Annotated in this window: 11 protein-coding genes; 7 read left to right on the top strand and 4 right to left on the bottom strand. The window is 61.0% G+C overall.

Translation table 11 applies throughout. The features are described 5' to 3' along the window. Positions 1-236: 236 nt before the first annotated feature. Both PR017_RS02740 and PR017_RS02735 read right to left on the bottom strand, forming a co-directional pair. Positions 237-1727, bottom strand: a complete 1491-nt coding sequence (locus PR017_RS02740) for a sensor domain-containing diguanylate cyclase (RefSeq protein ID WP_111220102.1) — start codon at positions 1725-1727, stop codon at positions 237-239. 129 nt (positions 1728-1856) lie between these two features. Continuing rightward, positions 1857-2750 carry an MBL fold metallo-hydrolase gene (locus PR017_RS02735; RefSeq protein WP_111220100.1) on the bottom strand — a complete coding sequence of 298 codons (894 nt, stop codon included), beginning with the start codon at positions 2748-2750 and terminating at the stop codon, positions 1857-1859. Between the two features lie 389 nt (positions 2751-3139). Between PR017_RS02735 and PR017_RS02730 the strand changes: the two genes are divergently transcribed. Continuing rightward, positions 3140-4357, top strand: coding sequence for an SfnB family sulfur acquisition oxidoreductase (locus tag PR017_RS02730; RefSeq protein WP_111220096.1), 1218 nt, complete (start codon positions 3140-3142; stop codon positions 4355-4357). A gap of 122 nt (positions 4358-4479) precedes the next feature. Here PR017_RS02730 and PR017_RS02725 read toward each other — a convergent pair whose 3' ends face one another. After that, the gene (locus PR017_RS02725; RefSeq protein ID WP_111220094.1) at positions 4480-5691 is read right to left on the bottom strand and encodes an acyl-CoA dehydrogenase family protein; all 1212 of its coding nucleotides are present in this window, start codon (positions 5689-5691) and stop codon (positions 4480-4482) included. A gap of 68 nt (positions 5692-5759) precedes the next feature. Beyond that, positions 5760-6806 (bottom strand): substrate-binding domain-containing protein, encoded by a 1047-nt coding sequence (locus tag PR017_RS02720; protein ID WP_111220092.1) that lies wholly within the window; start codon positions 6804-6806, stop codon positions 5760-5762. 239 nt (positions 6807-7045) lie between these two features. Between PR017_RS02720 and PR017_RS02715 the strand changes: the two genes are divergently transcribed. From PR017_RS02715 to PR017_RS02690, 6 genes are all read left to right on the top strand, one after another. Beyond that, on the top strand, positions 7046-8527 hold the full coding sequence (locus PR017_RS02715; RefSeq protein WP_111220090.1) for a sugar ABC transporter ATP-binding protein: 1482 nt from the start codon (positions 7046-7048) through the stop codon (positions 8525-8527). Next, positions 8524-9582 carry an ABC transporter permease gene (locus tag PR017_RS02710; protein WP_111220088.1) on the top strand — a complete coding sequence of 353 codons (1059 nt, stop codon included), beginning with the start codon at positions 8524-8526 and terminating at the stop codon, positions 9580-9582. Before PR017_RS02715 ends, PR017_RS02710 begins: the two co-directional genes overlap by 4 nt. A gap of 50 nt (positions 9583-9632) precedes the next feature. After that, on the top strand, positions 9633-11030 hold the full coding sequence (locus PR017_RS02705; protein WP_111220086.1) for an LLM class flavin-dependent oxidoreductase: 1398 nt from the start codon (positions 9633-9635) through the stop codon (positions 11028-11030). 148 nt (positions 11031-11178) lie between these two features. Next, entirely contained in the window at positions 11179-12192 is a 1014-nt protein-coding gene (locus PR017_RS02700; RefSeq protein ID WP_111220084.1) for a sugar ABC transporter substrate-binding protein, read from the top strand. Positions 12193-12262: 70 nt separating this feature from the next. Further along, positions 12263-13807, top strand: a complete 1545-nt coding sequence (locus PR017_RS02695; RefSeq protein ID WP_111220081.1) for a sugar ABC transporter ATP-binding protein — start codon at positions 12263-12265, stop codon at positions 13805-13807. Next, on the top strand, positions 13797-14819 hold the full coding sequence (locus tag PR017_RS02690; protein ID WP_111220079.1) for an ABC transporter permease: 1023 nt from the start codon (positions 13797-13799) through the stop codon (positions 14817-14819). The genes PR017_RS02695 and PR017_RS02690 overlap by 11 nt, the downstream gene beginning before the upstream one ends. The last annotated feature ends 1 nt before the right edge of the window (position 14820 follow it).

Genomic DNA, 14820 nt, shown 5'->3' with positions numbered 1-14820 from the left:
GCAAGAGTGCTCGGCTCGCATTCACGCGTCAGCACCTCTGGAACACTGCCGGCTCAGCCGGCAGTGTTTTTTTTGTCGACCTCTACGCCCGCCCTGCTCACTCTTAGCGTGTAGAAACATTTGCTTTTGGGCGAATAGCCGGCTGTCCCGGCGATGGAGATTGTTCGCGTCGGCCCGCAGAGGCAACTGGCCGCTCCAGCATTCTCCTTCATACGCAATGAAGCTTCGAGCCGTTTCTACAGCCCCAGCGACTGTTGCCACTTCTCTGGGGCGTGTGTCTGGGCGGTGCCTCGCTGTGTCTGTTTTGCGGCATATAGGGCGACGTCGGCGCGTTGCACGAGGTCGCTGCGGCTGGTGACCGTGTCATCCAGCCAGCATATGCCGATGCTGCCCGATATCTGTAGCAGTCCGTTCCCCTTGATGACGGTGTGTCTCAAATCGGATAGCAAACGCTCGAGCAGCTTTTCGAAGTCGGCGACATCAGCCGGGTCCGAAACAACGACGACGAACTCGTCGCCGCCAAGGCGCGCGACAAAGCAACGGGAGAGATAAGGTGCTTTCAGCCGGTCGCCGATGAGGCGCAGGAGATCGTCGCCCGCAAGGTGTCCGCATTGATCGTTGATTGCCTTGAAACCATCGAGGTCGATCAGCAGCAACGCCAGTGTTTCATCATGCGCCCGCGCATGATCGAGCCGCGCGTCGAGAACCAGATTGCATTGCGCCCGATTTGCCAGCTGGGTCAGGTCGTCGGTGCCGGCGATGCGGCGGAGAGCCTGCTCCATTTCGTATCGAGCCGTAACGTCCTGAAAGACGCCGATGACTGCCACCGGGTTGCCTTCTCTAAGCTCGACTTCCCCGACGCACCTGACCCTGCGTGCATTGGCCTTGGCAGTGATGAAGTCGGTCTCGACTTCGAAGGGTTCGCCTGTCTTGATTGCTCGCTCTATAGCCGCGGACACCGTCTCGCGAGCATGCGGCGGATAGAAGTCCAATGCCTTTTCAAGCGGCGGCATCTGGCCCACCGGCAACTCGTGAATGGCGAAAACCTGATCGGACCACTCCGGTCGATTGTTGCCGAGCATCAACCGCCATGAGCCCATATTGGCCATGCGTTCGGCTTGCTTGAGCTGTATCTGCTCGCGATAGAGACTGCGAACGAGACCTTCGCTTTCATCGGCAATCTGCGCGGTAAACAGCGCGGTCAGGCGTGCATTGATGATCGACTCGACGAGATGCGCAATGTCCGAGATGGACTCCAGTTCTTCCGCACTGAGAACACGCGGCTTGTCATCGATGACGCACACGGTGCCGATCGCGACGGACACATCGCTGCCGTAGGAGATTTTAGCGCGTATGGGCACGCCGGCATACAGACGGAAATGAGGCTCGCCCTTCACGAGCGGACTTTCTGCGAAACGCGGATCGAGACTGGCATCCGGAACAATCAGCGGTTCTTCAAGCGCCACGGTCGTCGAGCAGAACGAATGTTCACGCGGGGTATCGGTAAACTTTATGCCGGCCCTTGCCTTGAACAACAGGCGATCGGAGCCGACGAGAGAAAGCAGGGCGATACTGCAGCCGAGTGTCCGGCGCGCCATCGAGATCAGGACATCGAAGTCACGTTCGGCCACGGGATCCAGCAAACCCAGCATCTCCAGCGTTTCAAGCCTGAGCTGCTCGGAGTCCCGATTTCCTTCCTCTTTCGGTTTAACGCGATGATTTTTCATGCGAAAACACTATCCGTGAATAGTTACGAAAACACTTATATTCTCTATGGCTTGTCGCCGAAGATGGCAATGGAAGCGGCCTATTGCGGGACAAGTGTCGCCTGACAGATGGCTATTGCAAAACTGCTCTTAACTTGCCGACTTGTTCCCGGATAGGACGGCTGCATTGTTTTCGGCATGCACGGCTTCGTAGGGCGCGAAGTACAGGATTGCGCCGGTTGCGATGTCATCGGCGACGAAGCTTGCGAGATCATCATCCGCCACCGTTTTTCCGACCGCAACGTCGCTGATTGCGACGAGATATCGGCGGTTGGCATCGATCAGCGTGGGCGCGTAGCCGCCGTCGGCGATGCGCTCGAAGGCGCCGTGATTGGGAAGAATGCGCTTGATCGGCCATTCGCACATCCGCGCGAGTTCGCGGATATGCGTGGCGATATTCTGCGGCTCGGAAATGTAGGTGACCGTGTCTTCCAGCGTATCGCCGGCGAGCAATATGCCCTCATCCGGCAACCAGAGAACATTGCCGTCGGCACTGTGGATGTCGAAATGATGAAGTTCAATGCGACGCCTGCCGACCGTCAGCTCGAGTTTCGTCTCGAAAAGCCGGGTGGGCATGACCAATGGCGCAATCGGTGGATCGCCGCTCTCCAGCTTTTCGCGATTGGCCTCCATCGCATCTGCCGTCAGCCTTAGCGCGACAATCTCGCAGTCGGCAAACACGGCGTTACCGGCGATGTGGTCGGTGTGCCAGTGACTGAGCACGACGCGGATCGATCTTGCACCCAGCGCCTCGAGATGATCGCGGATGACAGCTGCGTGGGCCAGCGACATGTGAGTGTCGTAGACCAGCGCCTCGGTCCCATCGAGGATGGCATAGGAGGCAATCCCCAGCGAATAGGCCCCGTCGTCCAGCCAGTTCGGCTTGGTCGAATGAAGCCGCCTGCCCTCGATCCGTCCGTCGTAATAGGCAAAAATGCCGGGATAGGGTTCGACAACACGGAGCGACGCAGTGAAATCAGACATCGGGGGTACCTTCGTCGGGGGCTTTGCCTTGAACGGCGCTGATAGTGGAATGATTGAAACAAAGGAGCCTGGTTGAGGATTCCATTTGTGCGCGGATATCCCACGCATGTTGAATACGTACAAATATCACCAGTCGAGGTTTTCGGCTGCCCGCCGGGTTCGGTTGAACACCATCGCTTGGGCAGGCAGTTCGTCGCCAAAGCACGTCTGGCCGAAAATCATGTTGATAAGCGACGGACTGGGAACGTTCGCATCCCGGTGCACCGACTGGAAAGTCGGTACAATGAAGTCAGAATTTCTTCACTAGGTCTATAAAATAGGTGGTTTTAACTTTTAAGCCGAACGGCTCGTCCGTACCTTTGCAGGAAGATGCGACGGGAGGAAAGCCTATGGGTGAACTGCGGCTGCTTAACCGAGACGGTGCGGAACCGGTGCTCGCGCTGAAGAGCGAGGAAGACGCGATTTCGACCGCGAGAACGCTGGCAAAGGTCTTTGCCCAAACGGCGTCCGCTCGAGATCTGGAGCGGACGATGCCCTTTGCCGAACTGGATGCCTTGTCGCGCTCCGGACTGCTCGCGATCACTGTGCCATCCGAATATGGCGGTCTCGATGTCTCAAATGCTGTCTTGGCCGAGGTCACTGCCATCCTTGCCGAAGCGGATGCGTCGATCGGGCAGATTCCCCAGAACCATTTTTATATTCTTGAAGCGCTGCGGGTCGACGGCAGCGAAGAGCAGAAACGCTTTTTCTTCGGTCGGGCGCTGGCAGGCGACCGGTTCGGCAATGCATTATCGGAAAAAGGCACCAAGACGGTCGGCCACTACAACACCCGCATTACCAGGGACGGCATCGGCCATCGTATCAACGGTCGCAAGTTCTATTCGACGGGCGTTCTTTTTGCCGACTGGGTTACGATCTTCGCGCTCGATGCCGACGACAGGCTGACCATGTCATTCGTGGCGCGGGGCACGGAAGGCGTCGAGATTATCGATGACTGGGATGGCTTTGGCCAGCGAACCACCGGCAGCGGCACCACGATCCTCAACAACGTCTATGTGCAGGCCGATGCCGTCGTCGCACACCACAAAGGTTTCGAACGGGCGACCACGATCGGCTCTGTCGGCCAGATCATTCACGCCGGCATCGATCTCGGCATCGCCCGCGCTGCCTTTCAGGACACCATCACGTTCGTCAATACCCAGTCACGCCCATGGACGAACAGCGGTGTCGACAAGGCATCGGACGACCCTTTGACCATTGCCAAGCTGGGCCAGATCGCGATCCGCATCGAGGCTGCGTCTGCCGTTGTCGAACGGGCCGGGCGAAAGATCGACATCGCCCAAATCGACCCGACGGAAGCAAATGCCATCGACGCGACCCTAGCAGTCGCGACAGCCAAGGTGTTGACATCCGAAATTGCCCTGGAAGCGTCGACGACGCTGTTCGAGCTCGCCGGTACGTCATCGACCCGGGCAGGTCTCAATCTGGATCGCCACTGGCGTAACGCGCGCACCCATACGCTGCACGACCCCGTCCGCTGGAAATATCACGTCATCGGCAATTATCATCTGAACGGCGTCAAGCCGCCGAGGAGCGGCGCGCTATAGAGCACGCCTAGAAAAAAGCCTCCCCGCAGATCGCGGGAAGCTCCATGTGTCGGACAGCGTCGATCTCAGAAGGCCCCGCTCGCTGTCGCGAACGAGGCCTTCCAACTTTTCTCGAATGTAGATCAGCTGTAGAGACTGACCTCCGGGATCGTCCCGTTGAGCACGAAGTCACCGACTTCCCTGGCCTTGTAGAATACCGGGTCGTGAAGGGTGTGGGTCCGCACATTGCGCCAGTAGCGATCGAAACGATATTTCGAGGCCGTTGCGCGCGCGCCTATGATCTCGAAGACTTTCGAAGTGATGTCGAGCGAAACATGCGTTGCGTGAACCTTGGCAGCGTAGGCCTCTGCCGCCGCTTCACCGCGTTCACGGGCGGTTGCATCGTGGCCGCGGGACAGGGCTGCCTGAACGGCCGTTGCGGCGAGATCCGCAAGTGCGACCGAGGCTTTCAGGGATGCCGTGAATTCGCCGACCCGCTCCAGGATATAGGGATCGTCGCCAGCGCGAGCAACGCCGGAGGTGATCCAGGGACGCGTGGTCGTGCGAACATAATCCAGCGCCGCAGCCAGTGCCCCTTCGGCGGTGCCGAGGTAGAAATTGACGAACACCAGCTGAATGAGCGGCGTATTGAAGGTCGCGAGCACGGGCGGCGGCGCATCGGCATCCGCAGGCGGCGCGACGAAATCGCCCTCATAGACCGGGAAATCGCGGAACTCCACGCTGCCGCTGTCCGACAGTCGCTGGCCCATGTTGTCCCAGTCGTCATTGGCGATATAGCCGGGTCGGTCGGTCGGAACGGCAAAATTGACGATCTGGCCATCGAGCAGGGCATTGGCGTTGATGTAGTCGGAGACGCGTGCAGCGGTCGAAAACGTTTTCCGGCCGTTCAGCACATAGCCGTTGCCGCGCCACGTTAACACCAGTCCCGGATCTCGGGGATTGACGGCAGCGCCCCAGTAGAGGCTGCGCGCAACCGTCTCAATGCCAAGCGCCTTGGCGCGCGACTGGTCGGCGAAGGACCAGTAGATCGACTGGCTGTTGACGTAGTGATAGCCAAGCAGCTGCCCAAGCGAGCTTTCGCCACGGGCAATGATCCTCACAAGCTTCAGCGCATCGATCCAGTCTAGGCCGCCCCCGCCGATCTCGGCCGCGTGCAGCGCATTGAGAAGACCGGCGTTCTTCAACCGGACAATTTCGGGGATAGGCGGCCGGCCATCACGATCAAGTTCCGCACCGCGACGGGCGAAATCTGCGGAAAGCTCGACCGCCCTCGAAAACAGTGCTTCGCGCCCGATGCCGTGGGTTGCGGCGAAGACGACATTCGACTGGCTCATTTCAAATCCTCCAATTGAAAAATGCGGAGGGCAAGGCGTAGGAAACGCCCTGCCCTCGCCGCCGATGATCAGAACAATGCCTGCGGGATCCAGCTGGCAGTGGCCGCGCCGCTCGTATTGAAGGCCGGCAGCTTGGCAGCCAGGTCTTCGATTGTTTTGACGCCGGCGGTGCGGAGAGCTGCCTGGGTCAAAAGGGTAGGCTCGACCGTGATCTGGTGAGGCACGGGCTGACCGGCAATCTCCAGGGCCGCCGCGCGGACCGAGACCGCTCCGACGACTGCCGGGTTGGTCGCGACGGTGGCAACCCATGGGCTACCCTCTTCGGTGATCTCCTGGATGTCGGCTGTCGACACGTCGGCGGAATAGATCCGGATCTTGTCCTTGATGCCGAGATCGCCGGCCGCCAGCTTTACGCCACGGGCAAATTCATCGTAGGGCGCAAAGACCACCTTGATGTCCGGGTTTGCCGTCAGGGCCGCCTTTGCCTGATCAGCGGTCGTCGTCGCCGTCGTGTCGCTGACATTGCCGAAACGCGCCTTCTCGACGACGCCGGCATTGTCGGCCTTGAATTTTTCCCAGACCTCATTGCGGCGGTCGAGAGGCGCAAAACCGGCAACATAGACGTAGGCGGCATTGAACGCGGTGCCATTTTCTTTTGCGGCCAGTTCAAGCGCCTGCCTGGCGAGAGCATGGTCGCTTTGCTCTACCTGCGGGATCTTGGGATTGTTGAGGTTGACGTCGAAGGCAACCACCTTGATGCCCTTGTCGAGTGCTTGCTGCACCACGTCTGTGAGCGATTCCGGCAGGCCGTGGTCGACGACGATGCCCTGGACGCCAAGATTGATCGCCTGCAGGATCTGCTCGCGCTGCTCCGATGCGTCCTGTCTTCCCGGGAAGATACGAAGGTCGATGCCGAGCGCCTTGGCCTGGGCCACTGCCCCGGCCTGGTAGGCCTGGAAAAAGTCACCGGCGGAGATGTAGCTGATCAGGGCCAGCTTGACGCCACCCTTGTCGAACGGCGCAGGAGCGCCGGTGATGCCACCGGCCATAGACGCCTGGCTCATCAGAAGTGGAAGGATGGCGGCGCCGGCGGCGAGCCGTAGATAAGATCTCATGTTCGCATTCCTTTTCCATGTCCGTCGGGTCCATCGGGCGTCGTGCGACAGACCGTTTGACCGCCCAGGTGACGCGATTCCAGTAGATCGAATTCCCTATTGAATTTGTAGACTGTTTGATGCGTTGTTTCCGGCTGAAGGAGATTGTTTGTTTCCTGGGCAGCTTCTTGGCAGCAAGGCTTTGCCTGTCTCATCGGCATCGCAGCTGGCAGAATTGTCGAAACAACGAAAGTTCGCCCGTGCCTCTAGTCGATGTCCTCAACCTCCGCCGCAGCTTTGCCGAGACGAAGGCGCTCGATGGCGTCTCGTTGTCCATCGAGCCCGGCGAGATCGTCGCTTTGATGGGAGTGAACGGTGCCGGAAAATCAACTTTGGTGAAGATACTGGCTGGTGTGCTGCCGGCCGATGGCGGCGAAATGCGGCTCAAGGGGCAGAAATTTGCGCCCGGCAGCCCGGCCGAGGCGGCCATGGCCGGTATAGTGACGGTGCACCAATCGACCGATCTTGTCGGCGCACCAGGGCAAACGGTGGCTGATGCGCTTCTGCTCAACAGCTTCGCCGATGGCAGCCTGCCCTTTTTCGTCTCGCGAGCCAGCATTCGCAGACAGGCGCAGGCAATCCTGGACATCGCCGGCTTCGAGCTGCCACTTGACCGAGATTTTGGAAAGTTGTCGGCCGCGGAACGTCAACTTGTGGCGATTGCGAGAGCCTTGGCAAATAGGGCAGATTTGCTGATCCTGGATGAACCCACTGCCAGCCTGTCGGCGAACGAGAGCAGCCGGTTGTTCGATATCCTGCGGCGAACCCGGTTGAAGGGGCTCGCGATCCTCTACATTTCCCATCGCACGGCGGATCTGCAGGCTATTGCCGACCGGGCACTGGTCATGCGCGGCGGTGCCATCGTCGGCGCTTTCGGGCAACCGATCGACTTTAACCGCGCCATAGAGGCGATGATCGGTCGCCCGCTTCGGTCTGTGCGTCCGGGCGTGGGGGTGGCGCAAGGCGAAGCTGTGTTCACGATGCGGCGCGCGCGCCTTTTACCCGGAAGCCCAATTTTCGATCTTGACGTGTCGGCCGGAGAAGTTGTTGCGATAACCGGCGTCCTTGGTGCCGGCAAGAGCCGGCTCCTGTCGGCGATCTTCGGACTTTTGCCGCTTTCGTCTGGCGAAATGGCGCTCGGCGGCTTGCCCTACCGCCCGAAACGCCCCGCCGACGCCATTGCCGCCGGCGTCGCCATGGCTGCCGAGGACCGGCACCGTTCGTCGCTGATGCCGCCCTCCTGGCCTGGCAACAGCATCGCTGCAACCATCAGCCTGCCGCATCTGGCAAAATGGTCCCGGCATGGGTTCCTCGATGGCGACCGCGAGCGTCGCGAGGGTGAAAAGGCAATTGACCGGTTGCGGATCAAGGCCACCGGACCCTCAGCATCCGTGTGGACATTGTCGGGCGGTAACCAGCAGAAGGTCGTGCTGGCTCGGTGGGAGGCGGAACCGAGCCGCCTGTTGCTTCTCGACGAACCCTTCCAGGGTGTCGATGTCGGTGCACGTCAGGACATCATCCAGGCGATCCGCACCCGCAAAGATCGCGCCACGCTGATTGCCACCTCCGATCCTGAAGAAGCGATTGAAGTGGCCGACCGCATCCTCGTCATGGATCGCCACGGGCTGCAGTCGCTTGCGCCAGACCGCAACGCAGACACCAGAGAAGGAGTACCGGCATGACCGCTACCGACAGCAGATCTTTCGAAACGGAAAACGGCCTCCAACAACAGCGCATCGGCGGTCGCGGGTGGATCGCCAGCCTTCACTCATTTGTGCGCACTGGCGCCGTCTTCATCCTTCTCGCCGCGCTTATCGTCATCTTCACCAGCGCCCAGCCGGCCTTCATCAACCTTGGCAACCTGATGAGCATCCTGCAGGCCGTCTCCGTCGTTGCCATCCTCGGCGCCGGCGTCACGGTGACGCTTGCGGTCGGCGGCTTCGACCTTTCTATCGGTGCCGTCGCCGCCTCGAGCGTCATGGCGGCCAGCTATGCTATGATTGTCTGGGGGCTCGACGTTTACGAGACCGTCCCTCTGGTCCTGGCGCTCGGCGCTGTCGTCGGCCTGCTGAATGCACTGCTGATCGTCAGGCTGAAGGTGCCGGATCTGCTGGCGACGCTGGCCATGATGTTCCTTTTGTCCGGCCTGCAGCTCATTCCGACGGCCGGTCGGTCGATCTCGGCGGGGCTGGTGCTGCCGGATGGATCGAAGGCATCCGGCGCCTACGACCCTTCTTTCCTGCTTATCGGCCGCCACAGCCTGTTCGGCATCGTACCGGTCTCCGTCGTCCTGATGGCGCTGGTGGCCTTTGCTCTCTACGTGCTGACCGAGAGGACCCGCATCGGCCGGCTGTTGTTTGCTACTGGTGGCAACGAAGTGGCCACGCGACTGGCCGGCGCCTCGACAGTGCGCCTGAAAACGCTGGCATACGTGATTTCCGGCACGCTTGCGGCGCTCGGTGGCATCATCATTGCCGCCCGGGTTGGCCGCGGTGACGTGTCTTCGGGCGGATCGTTGCTGATGGACGCCGTTGCGGCCTCGCTGATCGGCTATGCAGTGCTCGGCCTGCGCCGTCCGAACGTGCTCGGCACCATTGCTGGTGCCGTCTTCGTCGGCGTGCTGCTCAATGGTCTCACCATGCTGAATGCCCCCTATTACACCCAGGATTTCGTCAAGGGCGCCGTGCTGGTCGGTGCCCTCGCCCTCACCTACGGCCTCAACCGTAGCAATGCCTGAAGCTAGCAACTGCTGCGGTAGCATCGTTTTACTGCGAAAGGACCAATATCATGAGCCGCGAAATCAGGCTGAATGCCTTCGACATGAACTGCGTCGGCCACCAGTCGCCGGGTCTCTGGACCCATCCGCGCGACCAGTCGTGGAAATACAAGGATCTCGACTACTGGGTGCATCTAGCAAAGACGCTTGAGCGCGGCAAGTTCGACGGACTGTTCATCGCCGACGTGCTCGGCGTCTACGACGTGTTGAACGGCAATGTCGATGCGGCGCTGCGCCACTCCGCACAGGTGCCGGTCAACGATCCGCTGCAGCTGATCCCGACCATGGCGCACGCCACCGAGCATCTCGGTTTCGGCCTGACTGCGTCGCTGTCCTTTGAACACCCGTACACCTTCGCCCGCCGTATCTCGACGCTCGACCATCTGACCAAGGGCCGTGTCGGCTGGAATATCGTCACCTCCTATCTGAACAGCGGCGCACTCAACATCGGCCAGCAGGCGCAGTCCAAGCACGACGACCGCTACGACCTGGCGGAGGAATATCTTGAAGTCTGCTACAAGCTCTGGGAGGGCAGCTGGGAGGACGACGCCGTTGTCCGCGACCGCGCGACCGGCATTTTCACCCACCCCGAGAAGGTCCACCCGATCGGCCATGCCGGCAAGCACTTCACCGTGCCGGGCATCCATCTCAGTGAACCGTCGCCACAGCGCACACCGGTGCTCTACCAGGCAGGCGCCTCTAGCCGAGGCAAGGATTTTGCCGGGGCGCACGCCGAATGCATCTTCGTAGCCGCGCCATCGAAGCCGGTGCTCAAGCGCTACGTTGCCAATGTGCGGGAGGCAGCAGAGCGCAACGGCCGCAATCCGCGCGAGATCCTCGCCTTCAACCTGCAGACCGTCATCCTCGGAGAAACCGACGCCGAAGCGAAGAAGAAGTTCGACGAATACCGGAAATACGTCTCCTACGAGGGTGCGCTAACGCTGATCTCCGGCTGGACCGGCATCGACTTCAGCCAGTTCGGCCCCGACGAGCCGCTGCGGCATCGCTATACCAATGCCGTTCAATCGGCCGTCGAAACCTTTACCACCATCGATCCCGACAAGGTCTGGACGGTGCGCGAGATGGCCGACTGGGTTGGCATCGGCGGCTTTGGTCCGGTGTTCGTGGGTTCGCCACAGACCGTCGCCGACCTCCTGCAGGAGTGGGTCGAGGACACCGATGTCGACGGCTTCAACCTCGCCTACGCCGTGACGCCGGAAAGTTTCGAGGATGCCGTCGACCTGCTGGTGCCGGAGTTACAGAAGCGCGGGGTCTACAAAACCGAGTACACGGCCGGGACGTTGCGAGAAAAACTCGGCGCCGGGGGACCGCGACTGGCAGCACCCCATCCGGGGGCCGGATATCGCAATCTTGCTCGCGACTTCGAACAGCTGCGGGCGAGCGGCTGACGCGCCTCTGGGTGCGAGGCGTATTACGCCAAAACACGGGCGCAATTCGATGCGGACATTGCCCGGTTCCGCTGAAATTTGAAAAGCTGTTCCTCGCCTGCACCCTTAGAATACTTAGTCTATAGATTATATTCATAAGGAGCGGGATATGGGAAACGAACATTCTAGCGGCGGAATTGGCCGGCGTGATCTGTTGAAGCTGTCGGCAATAGCCGGAGCTGCGGTGGCGGGAGCGACGTTGGTCGGGCGGGCGCCGGCATCGGCCGCCGATGGCGAACTGTCGCTGACGGGCAAGCGCATCGCGATCAGTGCCACGGGCACGGATCACTTCTTCGACCTCCAGGCCTACAACGCCCAGATTGCCGAAGTGAAGCGCCTTGGGGGCGAGCCGATCGCCGTCGATGCCGGCCGCAACGACGGCAAGCTTGTGTCGCAGCTGCAAACTCTGATTGCCCAGAAGCCGGATGCGATAGTCCAGATTCTCGGCACGCTCAGCGTCATCGATCCATGGCTGAAGAAGGCTCGCGACGCCGGCATACCGGTGCTGACGATCGATGTCGGCTCCACCAACTCGCTCAACAACACGACCTCGGACAACTGGGGCATCGGCAAGGATCTGGCACTGCAGCTGATTTCCGATATCGGCGGTGAAGGAAACATCGTCGCCTTCAACGGATTTTATGGCGTCACGCCCTGCGCCATCCGCTACGACCAGCTGGTCAATGTCGTTAAATATTTCCCCAAGGTGAAAATCCTCCAGCCGGAACTGCGCGACGTCATCCCCAATACAGTGCAGGATGCCTTCACCCAGGTCACCGCCCTGCTCAACAAGTTTCCGGAAAAGGGATCGATCAAGGCAATCTGGTCGGCATGGGATATCCCGCAACTCGGTGCCACCCAGGCGCTGGCGGCTGCCGGCCGCACGGAAATCAGGACCTACGGTGTCGATGGCAGCCCGGAAGTGCTGCAGCTCGTCGCAGATCCGAACTCGCCGGCCGGCGCCGATGTCGCACAGCAACCGGCAGAGATCGGACGCACAGCCATCCACAATGTCGCAAAGCTGCTCGCCGGCCAGACCCTGCCGCGCGAAACCTACGTCCCGGCTCTGCTCGCCAATAAGGCCAATGTCAACGAAATCACCAAGAAGCTCGGCATCGGCTGATCTCGGGTCATCCATGATCTGCGGCCCGGCCGCAGATCATTTCCGAGGCTGCGGGCCGCGCGAGGGTTCCATGACGACCACATCCACGACTACGCCTGAGAGCCGCGAAATCATCCGCCTCGAAGGTATCGACAAGCACTTCGGTGGGGCACAGGCGCTGTCCGGGGCGTCGCTCTCGGTCCGCCGTGGCACCGTCCACGGCCTCGTAGGCCAGAACGGGGCAGGCAAGTCGACGCTCATCAAGCTGCTGGCGGGACTGCACCAGCCAGACGCCGGGAGCATCGTCATCGACAGCCAGAGATTCGAAAAGCTGACGCCGCATCTGGTGGAAGAGCTCGGTATCCACTTCATCCACCAGGACCGCCTGCTGGTTCCGACCTTTACCGTCGGCGAGGCGCTTTTCCTCGGGCGGGAGCCCCGTATCGCAGGAACGCCGTTTCTGGATCGCCGTGCCATGCAGCGTTGCGCAGCCGCAATACTCGAGGATTATTTTGGCATCAACTTGCCCACCGGCGCCTTGGTCGGCGAACTGTCGACTGCGGAAAAGCAGATCGTCCAGATCACCCGGGCATTGCTAAACCAGCCCAAGATCCTCGTTTTCGACGAACCCACTGCCGCGCTCGTGCACCGGGAAGCGGAAATCCTCTTCCAGCTGATCCGCCGCCTCCGCGACGAAGGCGTGACAATCATCTATATCTCGCATTACCTCGCCGAAATCGAAGCTATCTGCGACGATGTCACCGTCTTGCGCAATGGCCGTACCGTTGCCGCGCTACCGATGGCGAGCACCTCCGCCAACGCAATTGCGCGGCTGATGATCGAGCGTGACATCGAAGACATGTTTCCAAAACGAGTGGTGACTGTCGGCGAGGATCTGCTGCAGCTGGAACATCTGACATCACCCGGCAAATATGCCGATGTCTCTTTCACACTCCGGCGTGGAGAAGTTCTCGGGCTGACGGGGCTGCTCGGTTCGGGCGCGAAGGAGCTGATCCGCACACTGTTCGGCCTGGAGACCGCCACCGCCGGTACCATCGCGGTGCTCGGCAAGACAATACAACCTGCCGATCCGTCTGAAGCCACCGACCGCGCAATAGCCTTGGTGCCAGAGGACCGCCGTATCAATGGAGTGGCGCTCGATCTGGATGTCGGCGAGAACATCAGCCTCGCCTCCCTCCCGCGTTTCACCCGGTTTGGACTGATCGACCGGAGCCGGGAGGCATCCGAAACGGAGCGGCTGATCCAGCGGCTCGAGATCAAGACCGCAGGACGCGAGGCGCTGGTTCGGACGCTTTCCGGCGGCAACCAGCAGAAGGTCGCCATCGCGAAATGGCTGAGCCGGCATTCTGAGATCTACCTCCTGGACGAGCCGACCGTCGGCGTCGATATCGGCTCCAAGGTCGAGATCTACACGCTGATCGGCGACCTCGCCGAAAGGGGCGCCGGCATTATCGTGCTGTCCTCGGACTTGCCCGAACTGGTCGGGATAACCGACCGCATCCTCGTCTTCTTCCGAGGCCGCATCGTGCGCGAATTCGCGTCGCGCGAGACCACGCCCGATGCCGTGCTGGCCCAATCGACCGGCTCGAAGGAGGAACTGCGCCATGTCGGCTGACGCTCACTATGCGGGTATCGATTTCGAACAGGCGCAAGACATACGCCCGAAGGTCGGTCGGAATTTCACGACTGCGGCCCTTCGTGGCGGCTCGATCCTTGCCTTTGCGGCAATCCTGGTGATCTTTTCGCTGACCGCTCCTTATTTTCTGAGCGTCGGCAATATCGGCAATGTGCTTGGCCAGTCGGCCATATCGGGCGTGCTGGCGATCGGACTTACCCTCGTTCTCATCGCCGGCGGGTCGAATGTGGTGACGGGTGGCATCGACCTGTCGCTGGCAGCCAATATGGGTCTCAGTGCCGCAGTCTATGCCAGCCTGATCCAGCTCGGTTTCGGCGATGCAACGGCCATCGTGGCCGCCATCGCGACCGGGGCGTTGATCGGGGCCGTCAATGCAGCCGCAGTCGTGCTTGCAGGCATCGTGCCGCTTTTGGCAACGCTGGCGGTGATGAATGTTGTCGGCGGCCTGGAACTGGTGCTGACCCAGAACACCGTGCTGCCTGCATCGACGCCGTTTCTTTCCCTCCTTTCCGCCACAGACCCGTTCGGCATCCCCGTTCTCGCCTATGTCCTGCTCGGCTTCACACTGCTGGTGACCGGCATCGTGCAATTCACGCCACTCGGATTGCGCCTCTACGCTGTCGGAGAATTTGCCGAGGCGGCGCGGGCCGCCGGGTTGCCCCTCAAGCGGCTGGTGGCGGGAGCATTTGTGGCCAGCGGCGTCTGCGGCGGCCTCGCTGGAATCCTTTCGGTCTCCTACCTGAGCGGGAGCACGACGGGCGCTGGCGAGATGCTGCTTCCGGTCGTTGTGACCGCACTGCTCGGATCCGTCTTTTCTCGTCGTCTCGTGCCGACCATCCCGGGAACGCTACTGTCGGCGCTGTTGGTCGGCTTCCTGGTCAACGGGTTTCAACTGCTCAACATCTCGAGCACACTGGTCAGCGGCGTCCAGGGCGCGCTGATCCTTATCGTCGTGTCCGCGACCACATTGCTGCGTCGACAGGAGAATTGAT

Source organism: Rhizobium tumorigenes, from assembly GCF_003240565.2.
Lineage (GTDB): Bacteria > Pseudomonadota > Alphaproteobacteria > Rhizobiales > Rhizobiaceae > Rhizobium > Rhizobium tumorigenes.
The sequence above is the reverse complement of the archived record's forward strand: the minus strand, read 5'-3'. Positions and strand labels throughout refer to the sequence as shown.

Excerpts from the sequence above, each read along its gene's own strand:
- PR017_RS02740 (WP_111220102.1), bottom strand. The coding sequence starts at position 1,727 with ATGAAAAATCATCGCGTTAAACCGAAAGAGGAAGGAAATCGGGACTCC.
- PR017_RS02735 (WP_111220100.1), bottom strand. The coding sequence starts at position 2,750 with ATGTCTGATTTCACTGCGTCGCTCCGTGTTGTCGAACCCTATCCCGGC.
- PR017_RS02730 (WP_111220096.1), top strand. The coding sequence starts at position 3,140 with ATGGGTGAACTGCGGCTGCTTAACCGAGACGGTGCGGAACCGGTGCTC.
- PR017_RS02725 (WP_111220094.1), bottom strand. The coding sequence starts at position 5,691 with ATGAGCCAGTCGAATGTCGTCTTCGCCGCAACCCACGGCATCGGGCGC.
- PR017_RS02720 (WP_111220092.1), bottom strand. The coding sequence starts at position 6,806 with ATGAGATCTTATCTACGGCTCGCCGCCGGCGCCGCCATCCTTCCACTT.
- PR017_RS02710 (WP_111220088.1), top strand. The coding sequence starts at position 8,524 with ATGACCGCTACCGACAGCAGATCTTTCGAAACGGAAAACGGCCTCCAA.
- PR017_RS02705 (WP_111220086.1), top strand. The coding sequence starts at position 9,633 with ATGAGCCGCGAAATCAGGCTGAATGCCTTCGACATGAACTGCGTCGGC.
- PR017_RS02700 (WP_111220084.1), top strand. The coding sequence starts at position 11,179 with ATGGGAAACGAACATTCTAGCGGCGGAATTGGCCGGCGTGATCTGTTG.
- PR017_RS02695 (WP_111220081.1), top strand. The coding sequence starts at position 12,263 with ATGACGACCACATCCACGACTACGCCTGAGAGCCGCGAAATCATCCGC.
- PR017_RS02690 (WP_111220079.1), top strand. The coding sequence starts at position 13,797 with ATGTCGGCTGACGCTCACTATGCGGGTATCGATTTCGAACAGGCGCAA.